Genomic DNA, 17,717 nt, shown 5'->3' with positions numbered 1-17,717 from the left:
ATTTATGATAGAAATATAAATTCATTCAGGGAAGCTACAATTTAAATGGAATCGCATCATAAGGTCAACCAATGTACTCTGCAGTAATAACAAAACCAAAGCAGAATGTTTTTGCTGTTTTAGACGTGGGTACAACAAAAATTATCTGTCTCATTGTTAAAATCAATAGCAATTTTAGCTATAAAATAATAGGAGTGGGTTATAAAAGTGCAGAAGGTATAAATGGTGGATCAATAACTGACGCAAAGCATGCAAGTTACTCTATTTCATCAACTGTAGGTTTAGCTGAACAAGTATCAGAAGAGACTATAGACCAGATATATGTGAATGTGGCTGGATGTGGGATTTCGTCTTTTAACGTACATAACGAAATAATTGCAGCTAATCACGAAATTTTAGACCGAGATATAAAACGTGTAGTCTTTCAGACATTTGAGAAATATATCGAAGAAAATGTTATAATTCACAATATACCACTTAAATATCACTTAGATGATATGACTGACATAAAGGAGGTCAGTGGATTATATGGAAAAAGATTGTCTGCTGATGTTAATGTTGTCACTGCTTCGCGTCCAGCTCTTACCAACATTGAAAATTGCATAACTAATAATAGTGGGATAAGTATGGCTGGTTGTGTTGCTTCTGCATATTCTGCAGGTCTTGCTTGTCTAAGTGAAGATGAAAAAGAGCTAGGAACTGCCGTTGTTGACATAGGAGGTGGATGCACTGCAATTGGAATTTTTAAGAGAGGAAAACTTGTGTACACAAGCAGCATTCCAATTGGTGGCATTCACATTACCCGAGATATAGCTTATGGACTATGCACAAGTATAGAGCATGCTGAACGCATAAAAATACTATACGGTAGCACTATTGTAACTTCAATAGATGAGAATGAATGTATTGCAGTGCAAAGTAATGAAAGCGATGAACCAACTCAAGTGTTTAAGTCTGAACTTGTTAACATCATAAGACCAAGGATTGAGGAAATACTTGAGCTGATAAGAGAACAATTTCAAGAACAGAAAGATCCAATTAATAAAGTAGTGATCACAGGTGGAACCAGTCAACTCACAAGCATGAAAGAAATTGCAAGCTATATATTCAATAAACAAGTCCGTATCGGATGCCCTGAATCTTGTAGCGGTCTTGATGGCGAATACGACAAAAATCCTGTATTTTCTGCTGCTTTAGGCTCTATAAAGCTAATAGTTGACACCTTTTATAGAAATAATTCTGGAATGCTTGGTCACGATGGCAAAATAAGTAAGTTATACCATTGGGTTAAATCAAAAGTCACAGTCTAGATTTTTGTCTTTATCTCTTAATATACAAATGGCTTGATCTAGGAGCTTATTTTTATAGTATTATTACACTGATGTATCCGTAAGAGAAGCAGAAAATTACAATAAAAACGTAAGAAACATGAACATAACTATACATTCACAAGAAGATTTTGACTTTATGCGTAAAGCTGGCAGGCTTGCAGCTGAAACCCTTGATTTTATTGCACCATACGTCAAAGTAGGGGTAACAACTAATGAATTAAATGATCTATGTCATAATTTTATAATCAATGCAGATGCAATTCCAGCACCACTGAATTATAAGGGATATCCGAAATCAATTTGTACTTCGAAAAATGCTGTTGTATGTCATGGTATTCCTGATGATAAACCTCTTAAAGATGGAGATATTTTAAATATTGACGTTACAGTGATTTTAAATGGCTGGTATGGTGATACAAGTCGCATGTTTTGGACTGGTAAACCCTCAATAAAAGCAAAGCGTTTGTGTAATGCTGCCTACAATGCGCTAATGGAAGCGATAAAACAAGTTAAGCCCGGCAATAAGTTAAATGAAATAGGATTTGCTATAGAAAAATATATTGAAGATTTTGGATATTCTATCGTACGCAATTATTGTGGACATGGCATAGGAAAGGTTTTTCATGCTCCACCAAATGTTGTACATTTTTATGATGAAGGTGAGGATCTTATCTTAAAAGAAGGCATGTTTTTTACGGTAGAACCAATGATCAATGCTGGAAAACATGAAACTCTGCTCAGCAAGCTAGATGGCTGGACAGTGACAACACGTGATCTTTCACTTTCTGCACAGTTTGAGCATACGCTTGGAGTCACAAAAGATGGAGTTGAAATATTTACACTATCACCTAAAAATTGGCATTTTCCACCTTATGATTAGATTTTTTAAACACTTGGTTTTTGAAAAAATCTAACTCTTAACTTGTGATATAGCAACTAACCCAATTAGTGCACAGAAAATCATGTAAAAACTTGCTAAAGTTCCTTGTCCTGTAACTTTGATAATAGTTGTGCATATAAATGGTGCAAGACCACCAAAAAATCCCGAAGCTATATTTCTTGATAAACCAAATCCACTGTATCGTACCTTTATTGGGAATAATTCGCACATAAACGCGCTAACAGGACCAAGAGAAGCAGCTATTGGGATTATAAAAAGAACGTGCGCCATTATGGTGAGCAAATTATTACCACTTAGTATCATTGAAAAAACTGGATAACTTACTACTATAAAAGTCACAAATGCAAATTTCATGACTCTTTTTCTCCCTACCTTATCAGAAAGCATTGCAAATAGTATAGTCAATCCTCCAAGTGCAACCTGATTCAATATTTCTACTGCGTGATTAAAGTGAGTGTTTATTGTTGATGCAAGTAGATTAAAAAACACTAAATATATGTAAAGAGATGCATTCTCAACTATGTCAACTCCAATTGATATTAGAAAAGGTTTTTTATAGCCATTTAACAGTTCTTTTAACGGTAGTTCATGTGGCTTTTCCTGCTTTTTATATTCTGGGCTTTCATCGAGTATATATCTCATATATATACTGATTAATCCTATTACAAAACTGAAAATAAAAGGCAATCTCCATCCCCAAGATTCAAAATCGGATACTTTTTTGCATATAAGCACCACTATAAGACTTAATATTGAGCCAAGAATTGCGCTCAATACTTCAATACTGCCAAAGAATCCTCTTTTATTTTTAGGAGCATGCTCTATTAAAAATGGGGCATTTCCTGCCTCTCCTCCAAGAGATATACCCTGCAATAATCTTAAACATACTACCAGTACTGATGCGAGTACCCCAATGTTCTGATACCCTGGAACAAATGCAATAAGTACGGTTGATAGAGTCATCAATATGATAGAGAGAAATAGAGCAATCCTTCTTCCATATTTATCGCCAATGTGGCCAAATATAGCAGCACCAATTGGTCTTATTAAGAAACCCACTGCAAACACTCCAAAAGCTTTAAGTATGCTGACTAATTTGTCGTCTGATGGAAAAAACACATCTCCGATTATGCTTATTAGATGGCTGAAAAGCATGTGATCATACCACAACAAAGTGTTACAAATTAAACTTGATAGTATTACTTTTGTTATTTGTTGCACAAAATCTTCCGTAATTTGTTTGATATTATAGTAATATTACTTACTTTTTCAAACGTGAATTATGTAAATGTTATATTAATAATATTATCTTATTAAATTTTTATATCGTTGATTATATTTAAATATTCTTATACTATACCTATATATTTCCATATATTTTTTGGCGAGAAAGTTATTTTAATTTAAGTGCACAAAGTCTCTTGATATGACACATATTCCAGTTTTGTTAAAAGAGATGCTACTGCAATTGTCACCACACAGTGGTGGTATATATGTGGATGCCACGTTTGGAGCTGGAGGATATAGCAAAGCAATATTGGAATCCGCTGATTGCAAAGTGTATGCAATTGATAGGGATGAAACAGTTACCAAATTTTATGATGATCTGAACGTTAAATACCCTGATAGAATAAATCTATTTATTGAGAAATTTAGTAATATTAAAAATTTATTAGATAGTAATAATATTAAAGGTATCAATGGAATAGTTTTCGACGTTGGAGTTTCATCTATGCAGCTTGATAATGGAGATAGAGGATTCTCATTTCTACGTGATGGCCCACTTAACATGAGCATGGATAACTATTCTCATATGAATGCTTCGACATTTGTTAACGCTTTACGTGAAGAAGAGATTGCAAATACTATATATAATTATGGGGGTGAGCGTCATTCTCGTAAAATCGCAAGAGCGATAGTAAATGCGCGGAAGAAGAAAATTATCAAAACTACATTTGAACTTGCGGATATTGTACGTTCTGTAGTGTTTCGTGGAAAAAGCAAGATTGACCCTGCAACTAGGACATTTCAGGCAATCAGAATATGGGTAAATGATGAGCTAGGAGAGCTTGAAAAGGGTATTAAAGCTGCATCTGAGATTTTAAGTGAAAACGGCAAATTAATTGTAGTTACCTTTCATTCTCTAGAAGATCGTATAGTTAAAACCCTTTTTAAAGATTTGTGTGAACCAGGACCTACCAAGACATTCTCCCTTTTAAACAAAAAAGTGATTAAAGCAAGTTCGGAAGAAATAAATGCAAATCCGCGTGCGCGTTCAGCAAAATTAAGAGCTATACAGAGGTTGTCATGAGAACCTTCTGTATTATTTCAATAACTATGTTTTTACTATAGGGTTATTTAAGGTAAAATTACATGTCCACTCACTAAATAAATAGCTAACACAAATAAAACGTGAAATTAATTTAGTGCAAAGCAACATAAAAGTTCTTCAAGCAGAATGAAGTTATTTGAGTAATCCAAAAAAACTTGCAGTCTTACGGAGAAATACCTAAAAAATAACTCTTTGATACTAGCTAGCCAGGTTCAACTCTCTAAATAGCCGCAGTGCGTTAGCAAAATCATAGTAACGATTAGGTTTAGGTTTTTAGATAAACACACTACAATAAAATTTACTTTAGTATAAAATTATTTGCATAAGATTTTGGCAGTCTTTTAACATCTTTTGGCATTTCAATTGTGTACTTTGTGTTGTGTTTCTTTGCGTAAGATATTGCTTTTTCAAGAGAATCAAACTTTAATACAATCTGTTTTTGGGGATCTTTTGAGCCAACCCATCCCATCAAAGGTTCAATATAGTAAGAACAAGGCTCAATTTTTAGGTACCAGAATTTTGTATTACCTAAGCCAGATTGTGTTGCAGTTTTTGTTGGCTTATAAATCTTAAAAACTACTTGATCGTTAATACTCATAGCTCTTACTACGTAATCTTAAGTATATATCTAAATAAATTTTTCCACAAAGAATTAGTGTGAAAGAATGAAGTTTGAAATAAATATTTTTATGTTATATTATTAAATTATATAAAAAGGATTAGCTGAATAGGAGTAATCGATGGCACAGCAAGAAATGGTAACAATTAATGCAGAGTTACGTGATGTAAAAAAAAAGAAAGCGATTCAGGCTCTGAGGGAGAAGGGAAGTATACCTGCAGTTATATATGGTAAAGGGCATGATAACGTAAATTTGACATTGTCTGCAAAGGAATTTACTAAACAATATAAATCAGGTGCTCTTTCTGCACATTTAATAGAACTAGATATTTCAGGGAAAAAAGAATATGCTCTTGTTCGTGATATTCAATGGCATGTAGTAAAGGATACTGTGCAACATGTTGATTTTCAGTTTGTTGATAAAGGTAGTGAAATTAAAATAGATATACCTTTATCATTCATCAATGAAAGTAAATCACCAGGAATCAAATTAGGTGGAGTGCTTAATGTTTTGTGTCGTTCTATTACTGTCAAATGCTCTCCTGAGAAAATACCTCAACTCATAGAAATTGATTTGTCTGGCAAAATGATTGGTCAGTCTATACATATCAATGATGTAAAATTGCCAGAAGGTGTTAAATTTGTAGCTCATGAGGAAGAAAATTTTACCATTGTCACAATTTCTGCTGCCGATAGTGATGTTGAAGAGCCTCAAACAAAAACAGAGGAGTAGTGCATTTAATAGCTGGGCTTGGTAATCCTGGTAGTAAATATGAATTAACTCACCATAATATTGGCTTCATAGTTATTGACGCAATTCACAAATATTGGAATTTTCAATCATTTTCTAATAAAGCTGATTACTTGATAACCTCTGGCATAATTAATAATAATAAAATCATGCTGATAAAACCTTATTCATTTATGAATAATTCAGGTATTCCTATTGCAAAAATAAAAAATTTTTACAAATTATCGCTAGACAATATTGTTGTCATACATGATGATGCTGACTTAAAATTCGGAAGAATAAAAGTAAAAAAGGGCGGTAGCTCAGCAGGACATAATGGACTTAAGTCTATAGATAGCCTTATTGGTAATGATTATTGGCGTTTGAGATTTGGAGTAGGTAGGCCTGAAAATCGGAAAAGCTTAGCAGATTATGTATTATCAAAATTTGAAAATTTTGATAATGTTATCCTCTTAGTGGAAAAAATAGCAAAAAATATACACCTGATGCTACAAGGAGATAACACAGCTTTTATAAGCTTAGTTGGAAGTATAATGCACCCCATAAACTAGACCAAAAAAAAATGGTTGATCCGAGTAGGAAGGTAAAGGGGTAAAAGTATGGCAACAAAAAAATATGAACCAGAGTTAAAAGCAAAGATAGCTTTGGAAGCAATAAAAAATCAAAAAAGCACAGCTGAGATATGTAGTGAATATAAAATACCATCAACAAATCTATATGATTGGCGTGATAGAGTATTGGCAAGGTTAAAAGACCTATTTGTTGAAGAAAGTGAAAGTGCGAGAAAACAAAGAATCTTAGCGCAAGAAATAGAAAGTTTACATAAAGTAATAGGAGAATTGACAGTGGAAAATAGCTATTTGAAAAAAAAATTACTGAAATAAGCAAAAAAGATAGAGTAAGGTTTATAGAAAAAGATTCTGATCTGTCAATTAGGAAACAGGCTGATTTATTGGGGATTTGCAGATCTAGCCTATATTATAGGCCTATAATTAATAACGAAAGTGAAGTAGCAAATTTGATTCAAGAAGTATATTTGGCTTCTGATTGCCGTTATGGATATCGTAAAATTACTGCTGAAATCATAGCGAGTGGAGTAGTAGTCAATCACAAAAAAATCTTAAGAATTATGAAAAAAATGAAGATTAGTGGGCTGTATTGTAGAAAAAGATGTAATACAAGTATTAAAGAAAAAAAGCATAAAATATATCCTTATTTACTCAAAGATTTGATTATTTGTAGAGTTAATCAGGTATGGGCTACTGATATAACATATATTATGGTAGAAGGTAAGTTTATCTATTTTGTGGCAATAATGGACTTGTATAGTCGCTATATTATTGCTCATTCATTATCACCATATCTCGATGCTGGATTTTGCCTTTATACTCTCAAAGAAGCTCTAAAACAAGGTAAACCTGAGATTTTTAATAGTGATCAGGGGGTGCAGTTTACTAGCTACAACTTTATTATGGAATTAGAGCGTGCTAATATTAAAATCAGTATGGACCATAAAGGACGTTGCTTCGACAATATATTTGTTGAGCGCTTATGGAGAACTTTAAAGCAAGAAGCTATATATTATTATAGACCAAATAGTATCAGAGATTTAAATCTTATAATAAATGATTTTGTTGCTTGGTATAACTATAGAAGGCGACATCAGACTCTACATTATAAAGTTCCTGCTGATCTTTATTATCATAAACAGTAAATGAATATATTGATAAATACTTTAAATGTGTGTCGACGTATTTATCAACATATTCATTTTAAAAATCGGATCACTTTGAAAAAAATGGTCTAGACAAATGGGTGCATTATATTAATATTGGGCAAAAAGCTTGGCAGTACTTTTCTTATGACATGCTTAATGGCAAACCAGAACTTCTCAATCGGATTTAAATCTGGCGAGTATGGAGGCAAGAACAAAATTTTACACCCAATATTTGCTATCAAATTTTTCGTCCTTGCAGATTTATGAAAGCTTGCTTTATCGAGAACAATAGTCTGTTCAGGTTTTAATATAGGAACAAGTATATTTTCTACATAAGCATCAAAAATCTCGCTGTTGCAGTAGCCTTCAGGAAGCTTTAACTTTTCCTTCATTTAGTGCTCCAATTATTCTTACCCTCTTTCTTTTAAACCCTGGACAAATAACCTCTTACCTTTTTGAGACCACCCATATTCATAAAATCTGTTATCTTCTACTCCAGACTCATCTATGAATATCAAGTTTTCTTTTTCTATTCCTTCTATTTTTTTATGAACTCCTTGGGTTTCTCTTCATTCCTTTCCTGATAAAGAAAAGTTTTTTTTATATGTATAGCTTACTTTTTTAAGATAATTGTAGACTGTATCTTTGCACATGTTGCCAAATTTTTCAATTATTTTTTCAACCGTAATATCTCGGTTTTCATTCAGAAATTTGACAAAGCTATCTAAGTCTTTAATTTTATGACTATGTCCCTTTTGATAGTCTGAAGACGGTTTTATACTTCCTCTTTCTTCTCTTCTTTTCCTCCACTAGTATATAGTTTTCTATCAATTTTTAACATCTTGCTTACTTCTTCCACAAGACCTACTGGGAAACAGTATGGAACTAAATTCAGCGTGAGTTAGGTCAATAGCAGGATCAATTAAAACTTGTGTTTGAGATTTACCAGATCAGCAATTATGTTAAATCTCATGTTGTATTTCTTCTGAAAATTGCGATAGGTATGTGACATGATTTTAAAAACCTTAATTTCATGAATTTTATGCTCCACTCTCATTCTAAATGATGTCAGCTTTCGATTGTGCTCTTTTTGATCATCGGTCAGCGATTTTTTTCGATACCTTTTATATGGAATTACAACGTTACTCTGCAATTTTTGCCACCCCTGATACCCAGAATCAACATACTTGATATTCTCTTTTGACAACATTTTTTCCTGTTTTCGTATCTTAAAATCATGAATTCGACCTCTGTGTGACTTTGACACTGATAGAATTTGCCCATCTTCTTTTATAACAATTTCTGTTTTTATTGTATTTACTCTTTTCTTTCCGGAATAAGACAATTTTCTTTTCTTCCTATCTTTTGATCGTTGTATTGGTTGTTCTGTAACATCTGCTAATATTTTCAAAATTCTTTCTGGCGTCATAGTTCTATCCTTTTTTATTGAGACTTTCTTAGCCAAAAGTGGTTCCATTTTCTTGAGTAATCGGTAGATGCTTGAGTTATGAAAGTTGAATAGTTATACCAATTCTCATTGTTGTGGAGTCAAATAGGAAACAGAGCAGAGTTGTTTAATTGTAGAAGTAGCAAGAGAGGTAAGAAATTTGCATAAAGTGCTCTCAAGCAAAGCAATAGTACTGTATATTTTATTGCGCAAAATGTTCTGTTTTATATATAACCAAAGCCTCTCAACAGGATTAAGTTCAGGTGAATATGGAGGTAGGTATATAATCTCAATGTTTTTAGGTACCTTTAAATTTTTTGACTTATGCCAACTAGCACAGTCCATAACAAGAACAGCTTCTCTTGTCCCTAGATATTGCAACATTTGCTCAAGAAATATATTCATGCAATCAGTGTTAACATTTGGTGCAAATAAGCTAAAACTCTCTCCATTTTTAGGATTAACTGCACTGTAGAGATAAAAATTATGCCTACCTAACTTTATTTTAACCCGAGTTCTAGTACCTTTTTTAAACCATCCATGCCCAACTTTCGAATGTGTGCCAAACCTTGATTCATCAAAGAAAAATAGCTCTTTTTCAGGATACTTTCCAATAACTTCATTGAGATTTTTTTTTGAATTCCTCTTGTTTACTTTTATCTTGTACGTTGTGTACTGGTCTTGGTGTAATATATGAAAATTTCATCTTTTGCATATGGCGGTGTACTGTAGATTTGCTAATATTTAAGTCGAACTTTTCCTGTATTCTTATTCTCATTTCTTTAATGGTAATATTAGGGTTTTCTTCTATCCATGCTTCAATTTGCTGTAGTTGAGCCTGATTTAATTTAGTTTTTCTTCGGCGTGATCGAGGAGCAAACAGTTTTTCTTCTCTGCCAAATTTCAAGAGTTTTATCCACGAAGTTAGTGCCTTTCTTGAAATGCAATATATTTTTGCTACAGACGTTATACTGTACTTTTTTGCTGCAATTACAGCGTTTAGTTTTTTTGAAACATATGCATTATTCCTTACTTTCTTCAGCATCTCTTTTGCTGATTTTACTACTTCTTCATCCAATAATTTTGATCTGAGTGCCATTTATACCTAAACTATTTCACTTATTTCATTATGGCTTTTCTTCCATTATTGTCTATCTGTTTCCCGTGTAACGGGAATTGGTATAATAAACCAAATGAGCGATTTCAACTTTAAAGAAATAGACAATATAGAAGTTGAAGTTAAGCCCACAAACTTTGAGGACATTGCAGATAAAATTGCAACAATTCATTACGTCTATCAAGTTATGGATAAGTTAATCTACGATTTAAATGAGAAGTTTGTCTCTAATTTGAATGTCTCACTTATGAAAAACATAGTACAACTTCGAGAAGAGTCTCTTGATACAAACCAACTCTTGGCCAAAGGTTTATCTCATTTGAATGAGTTAATTCAACAGGATGGATTTATTGATAATAATCAAAACTATAGAACATGGACAGAAGAACTTGATCACCTAAAGGAAGAAGTTGAAGGATTAAAAGCAGCAATAATTGACCATAATAACGTAAAATGGGAAGCGCCAGCCAGCTCTGATATATTGTAGTAGTTAAGAAAGTAGCAGTTTGCTAGCAGGCTGTTACTCTCTCTACATATCGTTTCAATACAGCTGCATTAGGGAATCTATTTTAAAACTTTCGGCTTGTAGTTCTCATCATGTTTTGCAAACACCGTATCTGCAAGAAGGGTGCTGTTATCAGACATTTTACCTTGCACAACAACACCACTTTTTTCTGAAAACATCGGTGGAAGTATTCCCTGGTATTTCACCGTGACGCTTTTATTAAAATCTGTCATTTGAAAAACTACTTCGCTTTCGCTCCGTATCACGCTATTTTCAACAACCATTCCACCAACACGGATTGGCTTTTGACTATTTGGTAAAACTATTGCCTCACTTACTGTATAGAAAAATGAGATATTTTCTTTGAGCGTTGTTAAAATAAAAAAAACTGCACAACTTAAAAAGCAGAAAATTCCTGAAGTTATAAGTAATCGCTTATGTTTCTTCTTCATTTTTGCTTTTAAGACTTTCTAAGTTTTTTTTACTTTTAATATAGCAAGAAACAGTAAAAATCAAATTTCCACCAATCAGTATGAAACTGATAAGGTAAGCAAAAATTACATATGTATTCATAATGCATTGCCAATAAATAACTCACCTGCATTAAAATAAATTAAGCTTCCATTCTTTTGCTGCAACACCAATTTACCACTTTTGTCTACATCAGCAAAAATTCCTTCATACAATTTATCAGCTAACTTTATAGTAATTTGCTCATTCACTTTGAATGCTCTTGTGAGCCACATTTCTCTTATAGCATGAAACCCATCAAATAGCCATTGCTTTCTTAGCTTATTAAAATTTATTATTAATTTTTTTAGTAGATCTATGTTAGACACAGACTCACCGTAATTGCTAATGCACGTTGTTCCTGGAAGTGGTGCATGATTGACATTAATTCCAATTCCTATAACAAGCCAATGCGAATTGGACTTTCTTTCAAGCAATATTCCACTGATTTTTTTATCATCAATCAAAACATCATTTGGCCATTTATATTGAACATTACTATCAGCTATAAATGACAGTAATGTATTGCCAACAGCAACAGCAGTCACAAAAGTCAATTCTGTCAATTTGCTGACATCCGTTTCTTGGTTAATTATCAAACTCGCATAGAAATTACCTTCTGGAGAAACCCAACTTTTTCTAGTGCGTCCCCTACCTTCTGTTTGTTTATCAGCAATAATAACGGTTTCATTTGATATTCCTTTATTAATTAAATCCAATGCTTCCGTATTAGTGCTTGAAACTTCTTTGTAATGATGAATATGAAAGCCTTCAAGGATCACCTTGTCAGCCCTTTAGTTTAATGAGTGAGTAAAGATCTTCTGCGTACAAGAAAAGAACGAGGTTGATCAGTGAAGCCACTGAAGTGATAATGAATAGACTCTTAGAATAAGCAACCTTATTACCACTAGCTTTATCAAAATACATAACTTTCATGATATTTAAATAATAGTAGCATGATATCACACTCGCTATTACAAGGATCAAAGACAGGCTGATAAAGCCAGAATTTATTAAACTTTTGAATATAAAAAATTTAGCGATAAAACCTGCAAGTGGAGGTATTCCCGACATCGAGAGTAACAGTACAGAAAGATGAAATGCTACAATTGGGTGTTTCTTCCCTATACCAGATAAATTTGCAATATCACAATCGTCATCGTCAATTTGTACGAGATATGAGAATAGCCCTATGCTTGTGATGATATATATCACCAAATACATTAAGGCACTATCTGTTCCTGCTTGTGTAAAAATAGAAAGTGAAGCAAATATAAAACCAATGTGACCAATTGAACTGTAAGCAAGCAGCCTTTTTAAGTTTTGCTGACGTAAGGCCCCAAAAGCTGAGATAAGCACAGACAATGCTGAAACGTATAAGAAAATAGGCTGAACATAACTTTTTACATTTACTAACTCTTCATTCATCAATCGAATTAAAAATGTTACAAGTGCAGCTTTTGGGGCCGTAGAAAAAAACGCAGTTACTATGGTAGGTGCACCTTGATAGACATCTGGAGCCCACATATGAAAAGGAGCAATAGCAAGCTTGAAACACAAACCAATAAGGATAAAAACTAACCCAAAAACTATTCCATAAGTTATCTGATGGTTTTGCAAGAATGAACCGAGCTCAGAGAAATTGACTTGTCCTGTATATCCATAAAGCAGCGACATTCCATATAGCATAATGCAGGAAGATAGTGCACTAAGTGTAAAATATTTCACTCCTGCTTCACATGAATAAGCTGAATCTTTATTAAAGCTCGCAAGAACATACAAAGATATACTCATCAACTCAAAAGCTAAATAAAAAGAAATCAGACTATTTGCTGAAACCAAAGTTATCATGCCAAATAGCGCAAAAAGAATCAGTATTGAAAATTCATATTTATAGTCATATTTTGATAAATTCAGCATCAAAAGTATTAAAATTCCTGTGCTGAGAATTAACCCTTGGGCTGACCTGATGTATAAATTGAGTTTTAACAACGAATTTAAGAGAAAAATTTCATTGTTTTCTGCCGAAATAATTAAAATAATCAAAGTTACCACTGTGCAGCCAAGTGCTAATAAGTTGATAGTTCGGCGGTTAAATATAATTCCAAGCAGTAGCAACACTAACGAGGAGATAATAGAGAACGTTTCCGGCAATATCTGTATATAATTCATAGCGCATTATATTTGACTAACAAATTTGCCATACATGGCTTCAAATAATTCAGTGCAAGGGTTGGGTAAAATCCAAGCAAAATAACAAACACTGCAAGCAGAATTAAGACAGAAAATTCTATGCTATCCAAACGGTTATTTAATAATTTAGAATAGCTAACCCCCCATATTATTTGCTTACATAAATTCAGCATATAAACTGCGCTTAAAATAGTGCCAAGTGCGATAAATCCTGTAAAAAACCCTATGCTCTTAAACATTCCAACCATAGCCAAAAACTCACCTATGAATCCAGATGTTCCAGGTAGCCCTATTGAAGCCATTGAAAATAAAATGAACATAAAACCAAATTTTGGCATTGTATTTACTATGCCAAAATACTTTGTAATCTCCAAAGTTCCAGTTCGAGTATATAGCATTCCAACACACAAAAATAAAGCAGCAGAAATAAGGCCATGACTAATCATTTGAAATATGCTACCCAGTACTCCTTCCTCACAAAATGAAAAGAGGCCAGCAGTAACGATCCCCATATGTGCTATTGAAGAATAAGCTATTAACTTCTTTATATCATCTTGAGCAAACGCAACTAGCGAAGCATATATCACCGCAATAATGCTCAGCACAACAACAAAATTTGAAAAATACAAACTTGCCTGAGGAAGCATTGGAATAGAAAATCTTAAAAATCCATATCCCCCCATTTTAATAAGCAAGCCAGCTAAAACCACAGATCCAGAAGTTGGTGATTGCACATGCGCATCAGGAAGCCAAGTGTGAAATGGAAACATTGGAACTTTTATTGCAAAGGAAATAAAAAATGCAATCCACAGCAATGACTGCACTTCAAGATCAAGGCTTGGCACTAATGTGGCTAATTTTTGTATATTAAACGTCCCAAAAATGCTATAGATGTACACTAATCCAAGTAGAAATAATAATGAGCCAGTTAATGTATAAAGAAATAACTTAAACGTTGCATATACCCTGTGTTTTCCTCCCCAAATGCCAATAATAAAGAACATTGGTATTAAAACAGCTTCAAAAAACACATAAAAGCTTATAGCATTCAGTGAAACGAAAAACCCGACTACAAAACTCTCAAGCAGTAGAAATAATGCCATATAGGCTTTTAGGTTCGTATAACTCATTTTGCAGTTATAGAGTATACAAATTACAAACAAGAAAGTTGTAAGCAGAAGGAAAGGCAACGATATACCATCTATCCCTATTCCTACATTCTTGATTGGATAGCTGACAAACTGAAAGTCCGCATTGTTATAATCAAATTCTATACAAGTTACAATGCTAAGCAAAAATGGAAGTATAGTAAAAAATAGGGCAAGGAATCTTAGGTGTATAGATTGATGATTAATCCTGATCGAGGATAAAATCAACGCTCCTATCAGTGGAAGCAAGAATATACTAAGTAACAACACCTTCTATTTAATTCCAATAATATATAAAGCACCGATTATTAAAGTAACAAACATAATAAATGCATAATCAAATATATAACCAGTTTGTAACTTTATAGAACTTTTTGAACATTCATTAACCAACCTTACAACACCATTTGGTCCAAATGAATCAATAGCCTTAACATCAAACTTCCATAGAAGCCTAGATATAAACCTTATCGGTGCAATTATAACAAACTCATACACCTCATCAAAGTACCATTTATTCTGCAAAAACTTAAGTAAAAATTTACTCTTAATTTTCCTAATTACTTGATATTGGTAAATTAGGTACGCAAGTGCTATTCCACTTAGGCTCGCTAAGGTTGGCAGCAGTTTTATAAAGAAATTATGAACTCCATGCTCATCAATCACCATTAAACTTGATTTCCAAAACGCATTACTAGTTATGTTCAAAATATTTGCTCCCCACACTCCAGAAAATACCGATCCAAAAGCAAGTATCAGTAATGGTATAAGCATAATCTTCGGTGCTTCATGTATATTAATTTTACTTTGTTTTTGGCTATGGAACACAAGAAGCAATAACCTCCAAGAGTAAAACGCTGTGAAGAATGCAACAACTAAGCTTATTACAAAAGCAAAGCTATCCGTGCTATAAGCATGTTCAATTATCAAATCCTTTGAGTAAAAACCTGCAAATGGAAATATTCCAGAAAGCGCAAGAGACCCAATCCACATGAGAGCGTAAGTGCAAGGTATTTTCTTCCAGCAATTTCCCATTTTCTGAATGTTTTGCTCATGATGCGTTGCATGAATTACATTGCCAGCACCAAGAAATAGTAGAGCTTTAAAAAAAGCGTGTGTCATTAAGTGAAAAATAGCAAAATTGTAAGCAGAAAGCCCACATGCCATGAACATATAACCAAGTTGACTGCAGGTTGAATAAGCAATTATTTTTTTTATATCATTCTGAGTAATCGCAACGTTGGCTGCAAAAAAAGCAGTAAGTGCACCAACGATAACTATTAATTCTCGTGCCACATTTGATAACTCAAACAATGGAGAACATTTTGCTACTAAAAATATACCTGCTGTTACCATCGTTGCTGCGTGAATGAGTGCAGAAACAGGGGTTGGCCCTTCCATTGCATCTGGCAACCAAACATGTAAACCAAGCTGTGCAGATTTACCCATACAGCCGATAAAAAGTAATATGCATATTATATGAATTATTTTAAATTCACAGCAGAATGCCCTAATGTTCTGCGTGCCAAGAAGATCAGTTGTGTCAAAAACTTCAGTAAAATTCAAAGAGTGAAATGTATAATAAATAAGAAAGATTCCAATCAATAGTGCAAAGTCTCCTACCCTATTCACAACAAATGCTTTAATTGCTGCATTATTTGCAGAATATTTTTGGAACCAAAATCCTATGAGTAAATAAGAACACAGGCCAACCCCTTCCCAGCCAAAAAAAAGCTGCACGAAATTATCGCTTACAACCAGCACAATCATGCAAAACGTAAATAGCGATAGGTAAGAAAAAAACCTCGACTTCCCTTTGTCATGCTCCATATAACCGATAGAATAGAGGTGGACTACTAGTGAAACGGTGGTAATAACAATAAGCATTAAGGATGAGAGAGCATCCACACTAATTGCCCAATTTACTTTTAATACACTTAATGAAAATAGAGGAAATAAACTCAAGTGATAATTTTCAGAGAAGGTGAGAAAAACATACCAAGATAAAACTGCAGATATTCCAATCCCCGCCGTTGTAACTAACTGACTTTTTCTAAAAAGTGCTGCAAATAGCGAACCAAAGAGTGGCAAAAATACTATTAATTTCAGTATATCCATCATACTTTCATTCTTTCATTAAGTTCGCTTGTTCAACATCTATATTGCCACGACTTCTATAATATACAACCAATATTGCAAGCCCAACTCCTGACTCTGCTGCCGCAACAGTCAACACAAACATCACAAAAATTTGCCCAACTATATCATTCATAAAGGCAGAAAAAGCAACTAAATTGATGTTAATCGCCAGCAATAATATTTCTATTGATAACAGTATATTGATTATGCTCTTACGGTTGATGAAAATACCACACACTCCAATAGTGAACAAAATAGCAGCAACTATCAAAAAATGATTTAATCCTATTTCCATTCTACTCCTTTTCCAAATTTAGCCTTAACCAATTTTACAGATGAAGATTGTGTCAATTGCTTTAATACATTCTGTTTTTTAACTCCTTTTTTCTTGTCCTGCAAAGTAAGAGCAATTGCACCAACAATTGCAACAAGCAGCAGAATACCAGAAAGATGAAAAGCGTACATGTAGTCAGTGTAGAGCAAATTACCGATAGCTTCCACGTTATTGGCATTATAGTTTATAACATTACTTATATTCAGCGTTGAGCTGCGGATTACAAAACTGATAATCAGAAAAAACACAACACATAATATAGCACCAGGAGTGAAATGCTTCGAAAAACCCTGGCGTAGCCTTACATAGTCAATATCGAGCATCATAACTACAAAGAGGAACAACACTGCAACCGCACCGATGTATACTATCAGCACCATCATAGCGATGAATTCAGCTCCAAGGAGAATAAAAAGAACTGCAGAGTTAACGAAAGTGAAAATTAAAAATAACACTGCATGCACAGGATTCCTTACGCTAATTACACAAACAGCAGATAAGATGCTTAGAATTGCAAAAGAATAAAAGAAAAAAGGCATTGATACTTTAACTGCAACAATAGCTACTAACTTAAAGTAATTATTGCTGTAAAGTCAATATTATATTAAACGTTTGAAAACATTCTACTACAAGCTTCAGCTCCATTTTAAATAGAGCATTTTCTCAGTAATGC

Annotated in this window: 19 protein-coding genes and 1 pseudogene; 7 read left to right on the top strand and 13 right to left on the bottom strand. The window is 33.4% G+C overall.

Annotated features, from left to right (window positions below):
- Positions 1–71 precede the first annotated feature (71 nt).
- Together ftsA and map are read left to right on the top strand one after the other, a co-directional pair.
- Entirely contained in the window at positions 72–1,310 is a 1,239-nt protein-coding gene (ftsA, locus tag OOK99_RS06345) for a cell division protein FtsA (RefSeq protein ID WP_264719750.1), read from the top strand.
- 118 nt (positions 1,311–1,428) lie between these two features.
- Complete coding sequence (gene map, locus OOK99_RS06340; protein ID WP_264719749.1) at positions 1,429–2,211, top strand: type I methionyl aminopeptidase; 783 nt, start codon at positions 1,429–1,431, stop codon at positions 2,209–2,211.
- 30 nt (positions 2,212–2,241) lie between these two features.
- Here map and OOK99_RS06335 read toward each other — a convergent pair whose 3' ends face one another.
- Positions 2,242–3,453 carry an MFS transporter gene (locus OOK99_RS06335; RefSeq protein WP_264330895.1) on the bottom strand — a complete coding sequence of 404 codons (1,212 nt, stop codon included), beginning with the start codon at positions 3,451–3,453 and terminating at the stop codon, positions 2,242–2,244.
- A gap of 205 nt (positions 3,454–3,658) precedes the next feature.
- Between OOK99_RS06335 and rsmH the strand changes: the two genes are divergently transcribed.
- On the top strand, positions 3,659–4,543 hold the full coding sequence (rsmH, locus tag OOK99_RS06330; RefSeq protein ID WP_264719748.1) for a 16S rRNA (cytosine(1402)-N(4))-methyltransferase RsmH: 885 nt from the start codon (positions 3,659–3,661) through the stop codon (positions 4,541–4,543).
- Positions 4,544–4,862: 319 nt separating this feature from the next.
- Here the strand turns inward: rsmH and OOK99_RS06325 are convergent, their stop codons facing one another.
- Positions 4,863–5,162, bottom strand: a complete 300-nt coding sequence (locus OOK99_RS06325; RefSeq protein WP_007302320.1) for an ETC complex I subunit — start codon at positions 5,160–5,162, stop codon at positions 4,863–4,865.
- A 142-nt stretch (positions 5,163–5,304) separates the two neighbouring features.
- Here OOK99_RS06325 and OOK99_RS06320 point away from each other — a divergent pair, with 142 nt between their 5' ends.
- The 3 genes from OOK99_RS06320 to OOK99_RS06310 all read left to right on the top strand — a co-directional run bounded on the left by OOK99_RS06320 (position 5,305) and on the right by OOK99_RS06310 (position 7,648).
- Complete coding sequence (locus tag OOK99_RS06320; protein ID WP_264719747.1) at positions 5,305–5,916, top strand: 50S ribosomal protein L25/general stress protein Ctc; 612 nt, start codon at positions 5,305–5,307, stop codon at positions 5,914–5,916.
- Complete coding sequence (gene pth, locus OOK99_RS06315; RefSeq protein ID WP_264719746.1) at positions 5,916–6,485, top strand: aminoacyl-tRNA hydrolase; 570 nt, start codon at positions 5,916–5,918, stop codon at positions 6,483–6,485. Before OOK99_RS06320 ends, pth begins: the two co-directional genes overlap by 1 nt.
- A 48-nt stretch (positions 6,486–6,533) precedes the next feature.
- A protein-coding gene (locus OOK99_RS06310; protein WP_214303219.1) for an IS3-like element ISWpi17 family transposase occupies positions 6,534–7,648 on the top strand; the annotation gives its coding sequence in 2 pieces (ribosomal slippage) (positions 6,534–6,807 and positions 6,807–7,648; 1,116 coding nt in all).
- Positions 7,649–7,737: 89 nt separating this feature from the next.
- On the opposite strand, the gene OOK99_RS06305 is transcribed toward OOK99_RS06310, so the two are convergent.
- The 3 genes and pseudogenes from OOK99_RS06305 to OOK99_RS06295 form a co-directional block, all read right to left on the bottom strand.
- Positions 7,738–8,043 carry a transposase gene (locus OOK99_RS06305; protein WP_264719745.1) on the bottom strand — a complete coding sequence of 102 codons (306 nt, stop codon included), beginning with the start codon at positions 8,041–8,043 and terminating at the stop codon, positions 7,738–7,740.
- Positions 8,044–8,573: 530 nt separating this feature from the next.
- A pseudogene (locus tag OOK99_RS06300) lies at positions 8,574–9,173 on the bottom strand (transposase family protein); the annotation flags it as partial.
- 12 nt (positions 9,174–9,185) lie between these two features.
- A protein-coding gene (locus OOK99_RS06295) for an IS630 family transposase (protein ID WP_264719384.1) occupies positions 9,186–10,197 on the bottom strand; the annotation gives its coding sequence in 2 pieces (ribosomal slippage) (positions 9,186–9,734 and positions 9,736–10,197; 1,011 coding nt in all).
- A 94-nt stretch (positions 10,198–10,291) separates the two neighbouring features.
- On the opposite strand from OOK99_RS06295, the gene OOK99_RS06290 reads away from it, so the two are divergent.
- Complete coding sequence (locus tag OOK99_RS06290; protein WP_264719744.1) at positions 10,292–10,702, top strand: hypothetical protein; 411 nt, start codon at positions 10,292–10,294, stop codon at positions 10,700–10,702.
- Between the two features lie 77 nt (positions 10,703–10,779).
- Here the strand turns inward: OOK99_RS06290 and ccmE are convergent, their stop codons facing one another.
- Genes ccmE through OOK99_RS06255 form a run of 8 tightly spaced genes read right to left on the bottom strand, consistent with a single transcriptional unit; the run spans position 10,780 to position 17,583 of the window.
- A complete protein-coding gene (gene ccmE / locus OOK99_RS06285) occupies positions 10,780–11,172 on the bottom strand; it encodes a cytochrome c maturation protein CcmE (protein WP_264336476.1) in 393 nt (130 codons plus the stop codon).
- The gene (locus tag OOK99_RS07190) at positions 11,156–11,293 is read right to left on the bottom strand and encodes a CcmD-like small membrane protein (protein WP_456201129.1); all 138 of its coding nucleotides are present in this window, start codon (positions 11,291–11,293) and stop codon (positions 11,156–11,158) included. Before OOK99_RS07190 ends, ccmE begins: the two co-directional genes overlap by 17 nt.
- Entirely contained in the window at positions 11,290–12,012 is a 723-nt protein-coding gene (locus OOK99_RS06280; RefSeq protein WP_264336477.1) for a biotin--[acetyl-CoA-carboxylase] ligase, read from the bottom strand. The genes OOK99_RS07190 and OOK99_RS06280 overlap by 4 nt, the downstream gene beginning before the upstream one ends.
- A 4-nt stretch (positions 12,013–12,016) precedes the next feature.
- The gene (locus OOK99_RS06275) at positions 12,017–13,402 is read right to left on the bottom strand and encodes an NADH-quinone oxidoreductase subunit N (protein ID WP_264336478.1); all 1,386 of its coding nucleotides are present in this window, start codon (positions 13,400–13,402) and stop codon (positions 12,017–12,019) included.
- Positions 13,399–14,841 carry a complex I subunit 4 family protein gene (locus tag OOK99_RS06270; protein ID WP_264719743.1) on the bottom strand — a complete coding sequence of 481 codons (1,443 nt, stop codon included), beginning with the start codon at positions 14,839–14,841 and terminating at the stop codon, positions 13,399–13,401. The genes OOK99_RS06275 and OOK99_RS06270 overlap by 4 nt, the downstream gene beginning before the upstream one ends.
- A gap of 3 nt (positions 14,842–14,844) precedes the next feature.
- Positions 14,845–16,692: an NADH-quinone oxidoreductase subunit L gene (gene nuoL, locus OOK99_RS06265; RefSeq protein ID WP_264719742.1), complete on the bottom strand. Its 1,848-nt coding sequence runs from the start codon at positions 16,690–16,692 to the stop codon at positions 14,845–14,847.
- 4 nt (positions 16,693–16,696) lie between these two features.
- Complete coding sequence (gene nuoK, locus OOK99_RS06260; RefSeq protein ID WP_019236815.1) at positions 16,697–17,005, bottom strand: NADH-quinone oxidoreductase subunit NuoK; 309 nt, start codon at positions 17,003–17,005, stop codon at positions 16,697–16,699.
- A complete protein-coding gene (locus tag OOK99_RS06255; RefSeq protein WP_264719741.1) occupies positions 16,996–17,583 on the bottom strand; it encodes an NADH-quinone oxidoreductase subunit J in 588 nt (195 codons plus the stop codon). Before OOK99_RS06255 ends, nuoK begins: the two co-directional genes overlap by 10 nt.
- Between the last annotated feature and the right edge of the window lie 134 nt (positions 17,584–17,717).

Origin of the sequence: Wolbachia endosymbiont (group B) of Eucosma cana, from assembly GCF_947250645.1 — a bacterium.
Classification (GTDB): Bacteria; Pseudomonadota; Alphaproteobacteria; order Rickettsiales; family Anaplasmataceae; genus Wolbachia.
The sequence above is the reverse complement of the archived record's forward strand: the minus strand, read 5'-3'. Positions and strand labels throughout refer to the sequence as shown.